This window comes from Sneathiella sp. (assembly GCF_036960985.1).
Taxonomy (GTDB): domain Bacteria; phylum Pseudomonadota; class Alphaproteobacteria; order Sneathiellales; family Sneathiellaceae; genus Sneathiella.
In genome coordinates this window covers 185,379-199,660 of record NZ_JBALWD010000001.1, presented here as the reverse complement: position 1 = coordinate 199,660, position 14,282 = coordinate 185,379, and the positions used below count along the sequence as shown (strand labels likewise).

Sequence of the window (14,282 nt, the reverse complement as noted above, 5' to 3'; positions counted from 1 at the left end):
TCATGGCTATTGAAAGAGTAGCCGTCATTGGCGCTGGTGTGATGGGTGCCGCAATTGCCGCTCATGTCACCAATGCAGGATACCCAGTTGTGCTTCTGGATATCGTGCCAGATGGTGCTAAGAACAGGAATATGCTGGCTGAAGGCGCGGTGGCTACCATGCTGAAAACCAAGCCAGCGCCCTTCATGCATAAAAAAAACGCGCGACTTGTTGCTACGGGAAATCTGGAAGATAATCTCGATATGGTCGCCGATTGCGATTGGATCGTCGAAGCCATTATCGAGCATCCAGGCTTGAAACAGGATCTATACAAACGACTGGAAGCTGTCCGAAAAGAGGGTTCAATCGTCTCCTCTAACACGTCAACAATTCCATTGAAAACGCTGATGGACGGCTTGCCGGAGAGTATTCAAAAAGATTTTGCCATCACTCATTTTTTTAATCCGCCGCGGTATATGCGGTTGTTTGAATTAGTCGGCGGCGCGCTTACGCGTAAAGAAGTGATTGAAGATCTCCGGAAATTCGCAGACGTGGCGTTGGGCAAAGAGGTCGTAGATTGTTACGATACGCCCGGATTTATTGGCAATCGTGTCGGTATCTATTGGTCATCCGTTGCAATTCGGGCGGCCTACGACCTGGGATTGACTGTTGAAGAGGCGGACACTGTTTGCGGCAAGCCGATGGGCATTCCGTCTACCGGAATATTCGGTCTTGGCGATTTAACCGGGATCGATTTGGGCCCAAAAGTAACGGCATCGATGCTCGCGGAATTGCCGAAGAGTGATCCGTTCCCAAAAGAATATGATGAAAATCATCCGATGAACGCTATGATTGAGATGATGATTGCCGATGGATATACAGGCCGCAAAGGCAAAGGTGGTTTTTACCGTATCAACAAAGAGGGCGGCAAAAAAACTAAGGAAGCTCGTAACCTCCAAACGGGTGAGTACGCCAAAGCTGTTAAGCCCCAACTGGGATCGGTTAAAGCGGCCAGAAAAGGTCTGCGGGCTCTAGTGGAATTTGACGACAAAGGCGCAGAATACGCGTGGACAATCCTGTCCAAGGTTATTTCGTATGCCGCGTCGTTAGTTGGCGAAATTGCCGACGACATCATCGCAATCGATTTGGCAATGAAAACAGGGTACGCGTGGAAGTACGGCCCGTTTGAACAACTTGATCAGTTGGGAAACCAGTATTTCGTTGATCGCCTTATAGCCGAAGGGCTTCCTGTTCCGGAATTTTTGAAAAAAATAGGCGATCGTCCGCTGTTCAAAGAAGAAGGTACAGACGCTTTCTATATGACAGCGGAAGGTGAGTATGCCGTTGTCCCCGCAGAGGATGGCGCCTGGACGCTGGCCGATATCAAGCGTGGCAATGAACCTATCAAAGCGAACAAGGGCGCCAGCCTTTGGGATCTTGGCGACGGAGTTGCCTGCCTTGAACTTCACACGAAAATGAATTCTATCGATCAGGATGTCGTTGCCATGCTGACCGAAGCTAGCAAAATTGACAAAAAAGGCTTTAAGGCTCTAATCATTGGCAACGATGCGGATAATTTTTCCGTAGGTGCAAATGTGGGCCTTGCCTTATTTGCCGCTAATGCCGCTATGTGGCCTGTCATCGAGAATTCCATCAGTGAAGGGCAGAACGCCCTGATGAAATTAAAATATGCACCTTTCCCAGTTGTCGCCGCACCTGCGGGCATGGCTCTTGGCGGGGGCTGCGAGATTGTTCTTGCGGCTAATGCCGTACAAGCTCATGCGGAAAGTTATATGGGCTTAGTAGAAGTCGGTGTTGGTGTTCTTCCGGGTTTTGGCGGCTGTAAAGAACTTGTAATGCGGGCCATGACAAACAAAAGGCGACCGGGGGGTGCAATGCCAGCATTGTCTGGTGTTTTCGAAGCTATTTCGACAGCGAAAGTCGCGACAAGCGCGGCGGAAGCACGGGATATGCTTATTTTACGTGATGGAGACGCGGTTACCATGAACCGCAAGCGGGTCCTTGCGGATGCGAAAGCAAAAGCGTTGGCCATGGTTGACAGTTATGAAGTGCCTGAGCCAATTGAGGTGAATTTGCCTGGACCAACGGCTGCTGCTGCTTTTGATATGGCGGTCAGCGGATTTGTCACGTCGGGACGAGCGACAGCTTATGATGCGGTTGTTGGCGCTCAGGTGGCTCATGTGGTCACAGGCGGAGACACAGATATCACGGAAACGATTACTGAAAAGAAAATGCTGCAATTGGAACGTGATGGCTTCATGACTCTAATCCGCAATCATAAAACTCTTGATCGTATTGAGCATATGCTCATGACCGGCAAGCCACTCCGTAACTAGAAGGGACTTCTGAAATGCCAATTTATAATGCCCCCGTAAAGGACATCAAATTTGTACTCAATGACCTTCTCGGCGTTGACAAAATGACCAATATGCCTGGTTTCGAAGATGCAACGCCAGATATGGTGGATGCCATTTTGACCGAAGGCGCCAAATTAATGAGCGAGGTAATCCAACCGCTCAATTTGGTTGGTGACTCCGAAGGGTGCACGTGGAACGATGGAGACGTGAAAACACCGACTGGTTTCAAGGAAGCTTACGACGAGTATCGTCAAGCAGGCTGGATGGGACTGGACGCGGATCCAGAATATGGCGGGCAAGGCCTACCTCATGTTATCGGAATTGCGTTTGCAGAAATGATGAGCTCGGCGAATATGGCGTTCGGCATGTATCCGGGCCTAACGCACGGTGCCTATGCCTCCATTCATCGCCACGGAACAGACGAACAGAAGCAGACATGGTTGCCAAAAATGGTGACCGGCGACTGGACCGGAACGATGAACCTGACGGAACCTCACTGCGGTACGGATTTGGGCCTTATGCGGACAAAAGCGGTTCCGCAAGAGGATGGCAGCTACAAAGTCTCTGGCACGAAGATTTTTATCTCGGCCGGTGAGCACGATATGGCCGATAATATTGTCCATCTAGTTCTGGCTAAAATTCCTGGCGGTCCAGAAGGCATTAAAGGCGTGTCTCTATTTATCGTGCCGAAATTTCTTCTAGATGCCGATGGCAATCCAGGCGAGCGCAATGGTGTTGCCTGTGGTTCCATCGAGCATAAAATGGGTATCCATGGAAATTCGACTTGTGTCATGAATTATGACGACGCAACAGGTTATCTTTTAGGGGATGCCCACAAAGGGATGCGGGCAATGTTTACCATGATGAATGCCGCACGCCTAGGTGTTGGAATTCAGGGATTGAGCCAAGCGGAAGTTGCCTACCAAAATGCCGTTGTGTATGCGAAAGACCGTATTCAGGGACGCTCAATTTCTGGTGTGAAAGCACCGGAAAAAGCCGCTGACCCTATTATTGTCCATCCAGATATTCGTCGTAATCTCCTTATGATCCGTGCTTTTACAGAAGGGGCTCGGGCGCTGGGTCTTTGGGCTGGTTTGCAGGTCGATATGGTTGAAAAACACCCGGACGCTGATAATCGTAAAGCATCAGACGAAGCTCTCGGCCTTCTGACACCTGTAATTAAAGCCTATTTCACAGATATGGGTTTTGATTTAGCTGCAACCGCAATGCAGTGTTTCGGCGGTCATGGATATATTCATGAATGGGGCATGGAACAGTTCGTTCGTGATGCTCGGATCACACAGATATATGAAGGCGCCAATGGTGTTCAGGCACTGGATCTAGTCGGTCGGAAACTACCACAGAATCTGGGCAGAAATCTGCGTCAGTTCTTTCATCCTGTTGACGCTTTTATTCAAGAAAACATGATGGATCCTGAGATGAAGGATTTTGTCATGCCGCTCGCTAAAGCTTTTGCCAAGCTTCAGCAGGGAACAGCAATGCTGGGCGAGAAGGGGATGAAAAACCCTGATGAAGCCGGTGCAGCATCGACGGAGTATCTTCGGATGTTTGGTCTGGTGGCTCTTGGGTTTATGTGGGCTCAAATGGCCAAGATTGCAAAACAAAAGCTGGCTGACGGCGCAGAAGATACGCAGTTCTTTGAAACGAAACTTGTCACCGCCCGCTTTTTCTTTGAGCGGATGATTCCGGACGTATCGTCACTTCTGGTGAAAATGAGTGCCGGATCGGCAACTATGATGGAACTCGACGCCGAAGCATTTTAATCGTCTAAGGTACCAAATGCGAAAGGCGGGACTTTGTCCCGCCTTTTTATGTTTCGAAGCGAATTTTTGGGTATCTGATCTTTTTGATTGGTGTCTGTTCACCGTGTCCGTTAGAATAAGACAAGAAATTGACAAATTGTCATTTATGAAAAATGTCGCAAAAATAAAAAAATCGAGGTGACGAAGATGATTGAACGTTCCATTTTTAGTGAAGAACATAATATCTTTCGAGGAACAGTCCGCCGGTTCTATGAAGAACACATCATGCCTCATCACAGTCAATGGGAAAAGGACGGGCAGGTAAGCCGTGAGGCTTGGCTTGAAGCCGGAAAACAAGGTCTGCTTTGTATGCCCATCCCTGAAGAATATGGCGGGGCTGGTGCCGACAAGCTTTATAGTATTATCATGATGGAAGAGCAGGCGCGAGCCGGTGCGACCGGACCTGGTTTTGGACTGCATTCTGAAATTGTGGCACCGTATATTCTCAATTACGGCACGGAAGAGCAGAAGAAAGAATTCCTGCCAAGAATGGCGAGGGGCGAAATCATTGGCGCTATCGCCATGACGGAGCCGGGAACAGGTTCGGATTTGCAAGGAGTAAAAACCCGGGCTGTGAAGGATGGGGATGATTACATCATAAATGGATCTAAGACATTTATCACCAACGGTTTTATGTCCGACGTTGTGATTGTTGTAACGAAAACTGATCCGGAAGCTGGTGCAAAGGGAACCTCTTTGTTTCTCGTGGAAGCAGATCGCGATGGTTTTGATAAGGGCCGAAATCTCGAAAAATTGGGATTGAAGGCCCAGGATACTGCTGAATTATTCTTTGACGATGTTCGTGTGCCGGCTACCAATATGCTGGGTGGTGAAGGCAAGGGATTTTTCTGTCTGATGCAGGAACTGGCTTGGGAACGGCTGCAAATTGCCATTGGCGCCACGGCGACAATGGAAGCTGTATTGGATGACACAATCGAATATACGAAGAACCGAAGTGCTTTTGGTAAGAATATCATCGAGTTTCAAAATTCCCGATTTAAGTTGGCTGAGGTTAAAACGGAAGTTCAAATTGCACGCGTGTTTGTCGATAAATGTATCGAAGAGTTGTTGAAGGGTGAGCTTGATGTGGCGACCGCCGCCATGGCGAAATATTGGACTTCGGATCTCGAAAACAAAATTATTGACGAATGCCTGCAATTGCACGGTGGCTATGGTTATATGTGGGAATATCGGGTGGCTCGTGCCTATGCAGATGCGCGAGTCCAGCGCATTTACGGCGGAACGAATGAAATCATGAAGGAACTTATCAGCCGTACATTATGACGATTGTCGGTTAGTAGCTTGCTCGACTTGCCGTCATTTTAGTGCTACCTCTTACTGAAAAAGGAGAGGCACGTGGACGCATATGATCTTGTCATTAGAGGCGGACTAATTGTTGATGGGACGGGCAATCAGCCGTATATCGCCGATGTAGCGATAGATGCCGGGAAAATTTCCAAGATTGGCGACATACCCGAAAAAGGTGGTGAGGAGATTGATGCGCAAGGATTGATCGTTACGCCAGGCTTCGTTGATATTCATACGCATTATGATGGGCAAGCAACCTGGGATGATCGGATGACACCGTCGTCACAGCATGGCGTAACCACCGTTGTTATGGGGAATTGCGGTGTCGGTTTCGCGCCTTGTAAGGCAGAAGACCATGATCGTCTCATCCGACTGATGGAAGGTGTCGAGGATATTCCTTTTCCGGTCCTAACAGAAGGCCTGCCTTGGAACTGGGAAAGTTTTGAGGATTACCTTTCCAGTCTGGAAGTAAGACGTTTTGATATCGATGTTGCAACGCAGCTTCCGCATGCTGCGCTTCGTGTTTTCGTTATGGGGGAGCGCGGTGCCAATCGGGAAGAAGCGACAGAAGAAGATATCGCGCAGATGGCGGCAGTCGCGCGAGATGCGGTTGAAGCCGGTGCCCTTGGTTTTTCCACCTCCAGAACGCTCAATCACCGCACATCTGACGGACAACCCACACCGACATTGACAGCAAGTGAAGCTGAATTGACCGGCATTGCTATGGCGCTGAAAAGTGCGGGAAAAGGTGTTTTGCAGTTTGTTTCGGATTTCGATGAACCAAAAAAAGAAACAGCGATGTTACGCCGTATCGTGGAGAATTCTGGGAGACCCTTGTCAGTATCTCTTGCGCAATCAGATGTCGCGCCGGAAGGTTGGCGGCATACACTCCGTACGATGGAGGAAGCGACAGCTGACGGTTTAACCATGAGGGCTCAAGTGTGTGGTCGACCGGTAGGTGTTTTGTTGGGACTGGAGCTAACGCTAAATCCGTTTTCTGGACATGATGTTTACAAGGAAATTGCAAAACTACCGTTTGAAGAACGGGTGGCGAGACTCAGGGAACCAGAATTCCGTACCCGCTTGCTCAGTAGCATGCCAGAATCCAAAAACCCGTTTGTGACTAACATGCTTCGTAATTTTGGGAAAATTTTTGTCTTGAATGATGCGCCAGATTATGAACCTTCAGAAGAATGTACTCTCGCCTATATGGCTGTGGAGAAAGGTGTTTCTCCACAGGAACTTGCTCTGGATTTGATGATGGAAGACGACGGTAAAGGGATGTTGTATTTGCCGTTCCTGAATTATGCAGGTTCGAATCTGGATCCGTCCTACGAAATGCTAAAGCACCCGAACACAGTACCCGGGTTGTCTGATGGTGGCGCCCATGTGGGAACTATATGTGACGGATCTTTTCCAACAAGTATGCTGACCCATTGGACGCGAGATCGAACGCGCGGTCCAAAGTTTCCGTTGGAGTGGATTGTCAAACGGCAGTCTTTCGACACCGCGGAAGCTGTTGGATTGATGGACCGCGGCTTATTGAAGTCGGGCTATCGTGCAGATGTAAATGTCATTGATTACGAGAACCTGACCCTGCATAAGCCCGGCGTTGCATATGATCTTCCAGCCGGCGGCCGCCGTTTGACCCAGACAGCGTCAGGATACGTGGCTACGATTGTTGCGGGTGAAGTCATAAGCCGGAATGGTGAACCAACAGATGCCCGGCCCGGTCGCCTGGTTCGTGGTGCGAAAAAAGCGCCGCAAGCAAGCACCTCCGCGTAGGAGTGGCTTAGCGTTCTTCTGATGACGTTTTGTCGGCGATGTTCAGAGCTTCCGTTGGATCTGTGTTCAGATCCGCTTGTAAAAATGCCTCTGTTTCCGGAATAGCAATATGCAAATCTGTTTCAAAATGCAGCATTGCGGTAAGATCTCTGGCTTTTACCTTCATTAAATGGCCACCCTTTGCCAAATCTTTCGAAATAAAATGAAGATGGTATCCAGAGATATTTAGTGTTTTTGCATATTCTGGCGACCAGAATCCGACCAAAGTGCCTTCAATATTCTCGAATGTAAATTCGCTTTGATGGGCTGTTGCGGCGACGAGATCTTCTCCCGAATGTGCTTTGCAGGCAGCACGTAAATCGATTTTTTCGAAGAAACCTTCAAGACGAACACCGACGAAAATATTTTCGGACGGGCGTGAAGAATTAAGGAATTGTTCTAGTTCACCTATATTGCCGACAAAGGGTATCTCTTGCGTTTGGTCGGTTTCAAAACGGGTTACCGTCGCGAAAGGGGTTGTCCAGTCATCCTCCGCCTCTCGTGTGATCCCATCTGCTCCTGCTTGATAACAGCGGCCATCCAGCATCACCATTTCGCCGTCCAAATTGTCGAAAGTCCCGAGACCAAAATCGCCATGGGATTTTAAGTCACTGACACGGGTGCAACCTTGAAAAACACCTTGGACAAGGGCACCGCTGGTCGACACCTGAAAAATGGAATGATGCTCAAGCCCCAAGGCAGTGGAAACAGTTTTTTCCAGAATGTGGGACAAACTATCGCCTGTCCGCTCGACTTCTTTTTGAAGAGCAGACCAAACACTTTCAGAAACACGGCAATTCAACTGTTTCTGCATCTTCTTATCCCATGCCTTCCTATCCCGATCCCGCACCGACTAAATCTATCATGATATAAACAATCCAGGCATAACTAACGCCAATAGAGAAGATAGTCACGGGCAGAACCAGCCGTGAAAACTCCCAAAAGTTAAAAGGCTGGGCCCCAAATTTCTCGGCTTGCTGAACAACGATGACATTACTTGCGGCACTTATGATAAAAAGATTGCCAGCAAGCGTACTCATGCTGGCAAGCAGCATTAATGTCGCTTCATTCGACTTTGTTAGTAAGTTGAGATAAATTTCCACGACCGGAACATTTGAAAAGAGCTGACTGGCCCAAAAAGCAATATTGGTGACAACAGCGGGCTCATTCAATCGTGAATGCCAAGGGCCTAAGATGGTTTGTAAAGCACCTGATTCAAGAACAGAACCGGTCACGACAAACATCGCAACAAAGAAAACAAGGGTTGCCCAATCAACTTCTCGCGCGACGGTTATGCGCTGCGGGGAAAATAAATAGACCGGAAGGCAGGCAATTAAACTTAGCCAGCCTAATGGGATATCAAGATTAGGCAGGCTGTCTTGCAGAACACTGTCACCAATCACCAGCACGGCGAGTAAAATCGTACTAAGGTAAGCTGGCCAGGACTTGTTGGCGGTAGGATGCGGTAAATCGACGGGTTTTTGGTCTGTTGGTGCTTCACGATCGAGACAATATTTGTACCAAAAATATGCGAATATCATCGACAGGATAGTCGGAACGGCAAGCCAATATAGGAAAGTTCCGATTGGATTTGTGAAATGCCCATCGGCAACAATCAAAATATTTTGGGGATTGCCGACGGGTGACATCATGCTCCCCACCGTTACGGCAACACATAAGGCTATGAGAGGAATAGCCGGACGAATCCCAAGACTGGCCGCAATTGTAAGCGCAATGGGCGTACCAATTACCGCAGCTGCATCATTGGTTAAAGCAGCGGATCCAATGGCGACAAGTGCCATGAAATGAATGAGTGTACGCGAGGTCTTGATTTCGCCCTCGCAAAGAAAAGTACTGATCCTATGTGGTAATCCACAATCATAAAGCGCATGAGCGATTGAGAATACGCCGAAGAGGTAAGCAATAACATTCCAGTCAATAGCTGCTAACGCTTTCGACGGCGTTATTTCACCAATTAACAGTAAGATAATAGCGCCGGCCAGCATGATCTGCCAAATTCGTACACGATCAGGAAGCCACTGCCGAATTGAGATAAAGAAAAAAATTGCAATAGCAATGGCCAGACTGATCGTCATCGGATAATTCTCAACACGCTTTTAAGCTATTTTTACGAACTGTAAATTTTCAGAATACTAAAAGTTTATTTAATACAATCATATCATTCCTATGCTAAAGGTAATATTTCGCGAGACCAGCATTTTTTTTGCACTTATGGGTAGAATAAATAATATTTTTAGAAACGCCTCTTCTTGCTTTTTTGCGGAGTAAGCAATGAATTTAAATAAACCTCTCCTTGGTGTGAATTTTTTTGCCGGGGATGTGCTTGCTGGATTAGGTCCATATTTGGCCATCTACCTGTTGTCTGTTTTGAAATGGTCTCCGGGGTCCATTGGTATCGCCTTGGCTCTTTCTACGATCTGTACCGTCATTGTCCAAACACCTGCTGGAGGCATCGTAGATACGGTGCGCTGGAAGCGAGGTTTATTGGCGATTTGCGCAGTAACAATTGCTGTCAGTGCGGTTGCTATTACTTTCTTTCAATCACCCTTTGCGATTTATGCTGCGCAAATGGCTATCGGCGTTGCGTTGGCTTTCGTCGGCCCAAGTATTGCTGCCATTACATTGGGGCTTGTCGGACCCGATAAATTTACGGCGCAGACGAGCGCTAACCAGGCCTGGAACCATGCGGGCAATATGATTGCCGCAGCCCTGGCCGCGGGGATAGCTCTGTGGATTTCAGTGCTAGGTGTTTTTTGGCTAATTGCAATGATGACCATTGGCATGGTTGTTTGTATTTGGATGATTAAGGCCGACGCCATCGATCATGAGGTCGCGCGGGGGGGAGAAACTCTCGAAGGCACTGCTGAGAAGCAGCCGTCCGGCTTTGCAACGCTTATCAATGATCGACGATTGCGTATTTTCGCTATTTGTGTCGTGCTTTTTCACTTTGCCAATGCGGCAATGTTGCCCCTTGTCAGTCAAAAGCTATCGGAAAATAGTGACGCGGAACATGGCATTGCGTTTACGTCAGCCTGTATTATTGCGGCGCAATTGGTCATGATACTGATGGCTTTATTTTGTGGGTGGAAAGCTGATGTGTGGGGACGTAAACCTCTCTTTCTCCTGGCTTTTGCCGTACTTCCAATTCGCGGCGTCCTGTTCACTCTCGGCGATGATGCGGTGTATCTCATCGCAGTACAAGCATTGGATGGCGTCGCGAACGGTATTTTTGCGATGTTGTTCTTGTTGATTTTAGCCGACATAACGGCAGGAACGGGACGCTTTAACCTGTCTCAAGGCGCTTTGGCAACCTTGGTTGGTGTCGGTGCTTCCCTGAGCAATCTGATTGCAGAAGAAGTTGTCGAAATTACAAATTACACAACAGGTTTTTTAATGCTGGCCGGAATTGGCCTTACAGGTTTGATTATTTTTGCCGTGTTCATGCCAGAAACGGCGCCACATATCACGAACAAGACGAAAGATACGTAACGTTCTAACTTAAAAAAATGAATATGGGAGCGCCAAGATTGAGCGCTCCCTTATTTTATGGATGTTCTTCGTAGCCTGGCAATTCCTCTTGCGGATGAGATAGTCGAGAAGCGGGGTTGTCCCCAGGATATTCATCCAGTTCTATGACGTTTCGATCCGGGTCCCGTATAAAGATAGCGTTCATATCTTTGAATGAAAAACGGCCCGTTATTTCAATGATATTTTCGTTCAAGAAGTTTTCGGCGTCAGGTAGGGACGATATCTTAAGCGCTATATGGGTATAGCCAGAATGTTTCTCAGGTACGTCCATCAGGATATTTTCTTCATTCTGCGAGCTACTTGGTCCGAGAAGATTTAGAACAACGCCGGATGGGTGCTCCATCATGATCGGATGGCCGTTTTCGAAGCCTGCATCGGTAATGAACTTAAACCCCAATAGCTCGTAAAAGGAAATGGATCTCTGTTTCTCTCGGATGCGGATTCCGATATGGTCGATTTTTAAGACATCTAGCAAAGTGCTTCCTCCAGTGATAAATCGTCTTCAACTCAATTGACATGGAAAGTACAAGCTATATTATTCTCCAATGCGACATAATATCTAATTAGAGTATAGATTATTTCCAAATGAGTGGTAATAAGCAAGCCTTAGATGGCATGGCGGTGTTTGTACAAGTTGTGGAAAGCGGTGGTTTTTCTGCCGCTGCCCAGGTTTTTGGAAGTTCCCCTTCCTTTGTCAGCAAACAAATTACGCGCCTTGAAGATCGACTAGGTAGCCGTCTTCTCAATCGTACGACACGTAAAATCAGCTTGACCCATGTTGGTACACAGTATTTTCAAAAATGTAAGCAAATATTGGACGATGCAAACGAAGCGGAACGGAGCATTTATCAGCTTACAGATGAACCCCGTGGTATGTTGAAAATAAGTGCGCCTGTCAGTTTTGGGCTTGGATATCTGCGAGACGAATTGCCTGTTTTTATGGGCAAGTTTCCGGATATAAAGCTGGATATTGAATTAAACGATCGGTTTGTGGACGTCGTTGCCGAAGGGTTTGATCTTGTGATAAGGGTTGGCAGAATGGCTGATTCAAGCTTGATTAGCCGTATTATTATGGCTTCTCGAGGAGTGGTGGTTGCATCTCCTGACTATATAGAATCACGCGGCGAACCTCAGCATCCTTCAGAACTTATAAATCATGACTGTATAAGTTACGCTTACACTAAAACACCCAATTATTGGGAGTTTAACACAGTGGAGCAAAAACTATTCGGGCAAAAGGTTGAGCCGCGTGTGTTATGCAATAGTGCTGAGCTTGAACTTTCCTTCGCACTTGCAGGGACCGGGATTGCCAGAATGCCTCACTATATGTGCGAGCGAGAATTACAATCTGGTCAGTTGTTGGAATTGTTTCCGAAATTTGAAATGCCACCCTTAGGCGTCTATGCCGTATATCCAAATAGGTTGCATCTTTCCGCAAAAGTTCGGGTTTTTATCGATTTCTTTGCGAGTAGATTTTAGGGTTATTTATCGCCAAGCGCCCAGTTTAATGGCGAATGCGATTGTGACGCCGAGGGTTATCATGCCCAGAGCGACCAAAGCGAAGACGTTTTCAATTGTTGGACCCCAATAATAAATCAATATCAAACCGCCGATACTGACCACCAATAAGCGGAAGGCTCCAGCTGCCACAGGCCAGAAAAGCCGGCGGGCTCCTTGCGACGCAAAATACAATGCCAAACCAAGCCCAAAAAATCCATAACTCGGGCCAGCTATTCTTAAATATAGACGACAGGCTTCGCGAACGGTTTCTACATCCGTAAATAGGTTTGCCCATAAATCTGGAAACAGGGCAAGGACACCGCCAATAAACCCCGTTACCAGTGCGGCACCAAATGCGCCGATCCAGGCGATTTTGTGACCTCGGTCAACCTCATTTGCTCCGAAATGAACACCAACCAAAGTTATCAACGTTGCGCCAATACCAAAGATTATAGGAATGAGGAGAAATTCCAGCCGGACTCCAATTCCGTATCCCGCTAAAACTTCTGGACCAAGCCGGGCTACCAACGCCGTAATGACAATTGCGCTTCCAACGGACGATAAAGGGGAGACACAAGCAAGAAGACCAGGGCGCAGTAAGTGAGCGAATTCGGCTTGTCGAAAAGAAATTGCCCTAAGACTTAGCCGAACGGCAGCTTTACCACTCATTAGATAGAGAAGTAGTAATATGGCGCCAAAAGTTGATCCGAGAATTGCGGCGAGCGCAGCGCCGGTAATACCCATTCCCGGGATCGGGCCCCATCCGAAAACAAATAGAGCTCCTAATCCGATTTGGGTGAACGATGTAATAATCATCATTGTAGCCGCCGCACGCATATGGCCGCATCCTCGTACAACACTCGACAAGAAATTCAGGAGCCAGATGCTGATACAGCCGGCAAATAGCATATTTGAAAATGCTAGCGCCTCTTTAAGGACTTCGTCAGATCCACCAAGCAATCCGTAGATTGAAGTTCCAAGGGTGAGGAATATTAGAGAGAATAAACCGCCAAGTACGAGTGCAATTAGTATGGCATGCATAGCAAGCCGTTCAGCGTGGTCACGATTACCTGCGCCAAGTGCTTGAGCGACCGCACCGGCGACAGCACCGCCCATAGCGCCAGCAGACATCATGGTCATCAGCATGAACATAGGGAAAGCTAACGCTAAACCAGCTAATGCTGCCGTTCCCAATTGGCCAACATACCACGCTTCTGCAGCAGAAGTTGCCAGCATAACTGTCATTGCCAGCATATTCGGTGCCGCAAGCCTTAATATAGAAGGAACTATCGGGGCTGACAGAAGAGCGATTGTGTTCATTATTTAGTACCCTTTTTGAACTTAATGCGCATATTCGTAAAAAAAGTTCAAAAAGTCAACTAAATATGGTATTTGGTTTAGATAGTTGTCCTAGGGAGGATTAGGCTAGAGATGTCAAAAGAGAATTACAATCGTCAGAAATGCCCTGTCGCAAAGTCATTGAGCGTATTTGGGGATCAATGGACATTGTTGATTGTGCGAGATGCTTTGCAAGGAATTGACCGTTTTGAGGGATTTCAGAAAAGTTTGCGAATCTCGCGGAATCTTTTGACAATTCGTTTGAAAGATATGGTTGAAAGCGGCTTATTGCGGCGCGAAATAATCTCTGGTTCAAAACGGTTTGCCTATAAACCAACGAATAAATGTCGAGATTTACGGATGACGCTTTCTGCGTTGGCAGGCTGGGGGGACCGCTGGGCGCCGGAAGAGGGTGGCGCTAGAATAGAACTGAGAGAACGTCAATCTGAGGCGCCAGCGGCTCTTGGATATTATCGAATAATCGATAATACGCTAATTAATCCTGAGGAAATTGTGTCTCGGCCAGGGCCGGGAGCCAGTTCCGACCTTATAAGGCGACTTGCTCGGAAATCTTGAATAAGCC

General features: G+C 47.6%; 11 protein-coding genes. 7 read left to right on the top strand and 4 right to left on the bottom strand.

The window, feature by feature from the left end:
* Positions 1-2 precede the first annotated feature (2 nt).
* The 4 genes from V7723_RS00990 to V7723_RS00975 all read left to right on the top strand — a co-directional run bounded on the left by V7723_RS00990 (position 3) and on the right by V7723_RS00975 (position 7,273).
* Entirely contained in the window at positions 3-2,336 is a 2,334-nt protein-coding gene (locus V7723_RS00990) for a 3-hydroxyacyl-CoA dehydrogenase/enoyl-CoA hydratase family protein (protein ID WP_335682542.1), read from the top strand.
* A gap of 14 nt (positions 2,337-2,350) precedes the next feature.
* Positions 2,351-4,141, top strand: a complete 1,791-nt coding sequence (locus V7723_RS00985) for an acyl-CoA dehydrogenase C-terminal domain-containing protein (protein WP_335682541.1) — start codon at positions 2,351-2,353, stop codon at positions 4,139-4,141.
* Positions 4,142-4,327: 186 nt separating this feature from the next.
* Positions 4,328-5,464 (top strand): acyl-CoA dehydrogenase family protein, encoded by a 1,137-nt coding sequence (locus V7723_RS00980; RefSeq protein ID WP_335682540.1) that lies wholly within the window; start codon positions 4,328-4,330, stop codon positions 5,462-5,464.
* A 72-nt stretch (positions 5,465-5,536) separates the two neighbouring features.
* On the top strand, positions 5,537-7,273 hold the full coding sequence (locus V7723_RS00975) for an N-acyl-D-amino-acid deacylase family protein (protein WP_335682539.1): 1,737 nt from the start codon (positions 5,537-5,539) through the stop codon (positions 7,271-7,273).
* 7 nt (positions 7,274-7,280) lie between these two features.
* Here the strand turns inward: V7723_RS00975 and budA are convergent, their stop codons facing one another.
* Together budA and V7723_RS00965 are read right to left on the bottom strand one after the other, a co-directional pair.
* Positions 7,281-8,126: an acetolactate decarboxylase gene (gene budA, locus V7723_RS00970; protein WP_335682538.1), complete on the bottom strand. Its 846-nt coding sequence runs from the start codon at positions 8,124-8,126 to the stop codon at positions 7,281-7,283.
* Positions 8,127-8,145: 19 nt separating this feature from the next.
* Entirely contained in the window at positions 8,146-9,408 is a 1,263-nt protein-coding gene (locus V7723_RS00965) for an SLC13 family permease (RefSeq protein WP_335682537.1), read from the bottom strand.
* Positions 9,409-9,604: 196 nt separating this feature from the next.
* Here V7723_RS00965 and V7723_RS00960 point away from each other — a divergent pair, with 196 nt between their 5' ends.
* Positions 9,605-10,822, top strand: coding sequence for an MFS transporter (locus V7723_RS00960; RefSeq protein ID WP_335682536.1), 1,218 nt, complete (start codon positions 9,605-9,607; stop codon positions 10,820-10,822).
* A gap of 55 nt (positions 10,823-10,877) precedes the next feature.
* On the opposite strand, the gene V7723_RS00955 is transcribed toward V7723_RS00960, so the two are convergent.
* Positions 10,878-11,336: a VOC family protein gene (locus V7723_RS00955; RefSeq protein WP_335682535.1), complete on the bottom strand. Its 459-nt coding sequence runs from the start codon at positions 11,334-11,336 to the stop codon at positions 10,878-10,880.
* 110 nt (positions 11,337-11,446) lie between these two features.
* On the opposite strand from V7723_RS00955, the gene V7723_RS00950 reads away from it, so the two are divergent.
* On the top strand, positions 11,447-12,340 hold the full coding sequence (locus V7723_RS00950) for a LysR family transcriptional regulator (RefSeq protein WP_335682534.1): 894 nt from the start codon (positions 11,447-11,449) through the stop codon (positions 12,338-12,340).
* A 6-nt stretch (positions 12,341-12,346) separates the two neighbouring features.
* Here V7723_RS00950 and V7723_RS00945 read toward each other — a convergent pair whose 3' ends face one another.
* Positions 12,347-13,681 (bottom strand): MATE family efflux transporter, encoded by a 1,335-nt coding sequence (locus tag V7723_RS00945; protein ID WP_335682533.1) that lies wholly within the window; start codon positions 13,679-13,681, stop codon positions 12,347-12,349.
* Positions 13,682-13,792: 111 nt separating this feature from the next.
* On the opposite strand from V7723_RS00945, the gene V7723_RS00940 reads away from it, so the two are divergent.
* Entirely contained in the window at positions 13,793-14,275 is a 483-nt protein-coding gene (locus tag V7723_RS00940; protein WP_335682532.1) for a winged helix-turn-helix transcriptional regulator, read from the top strand.
* The last annotated feature ends 7 nt before the right edge of the window (positions 14,276-14,282 follow it).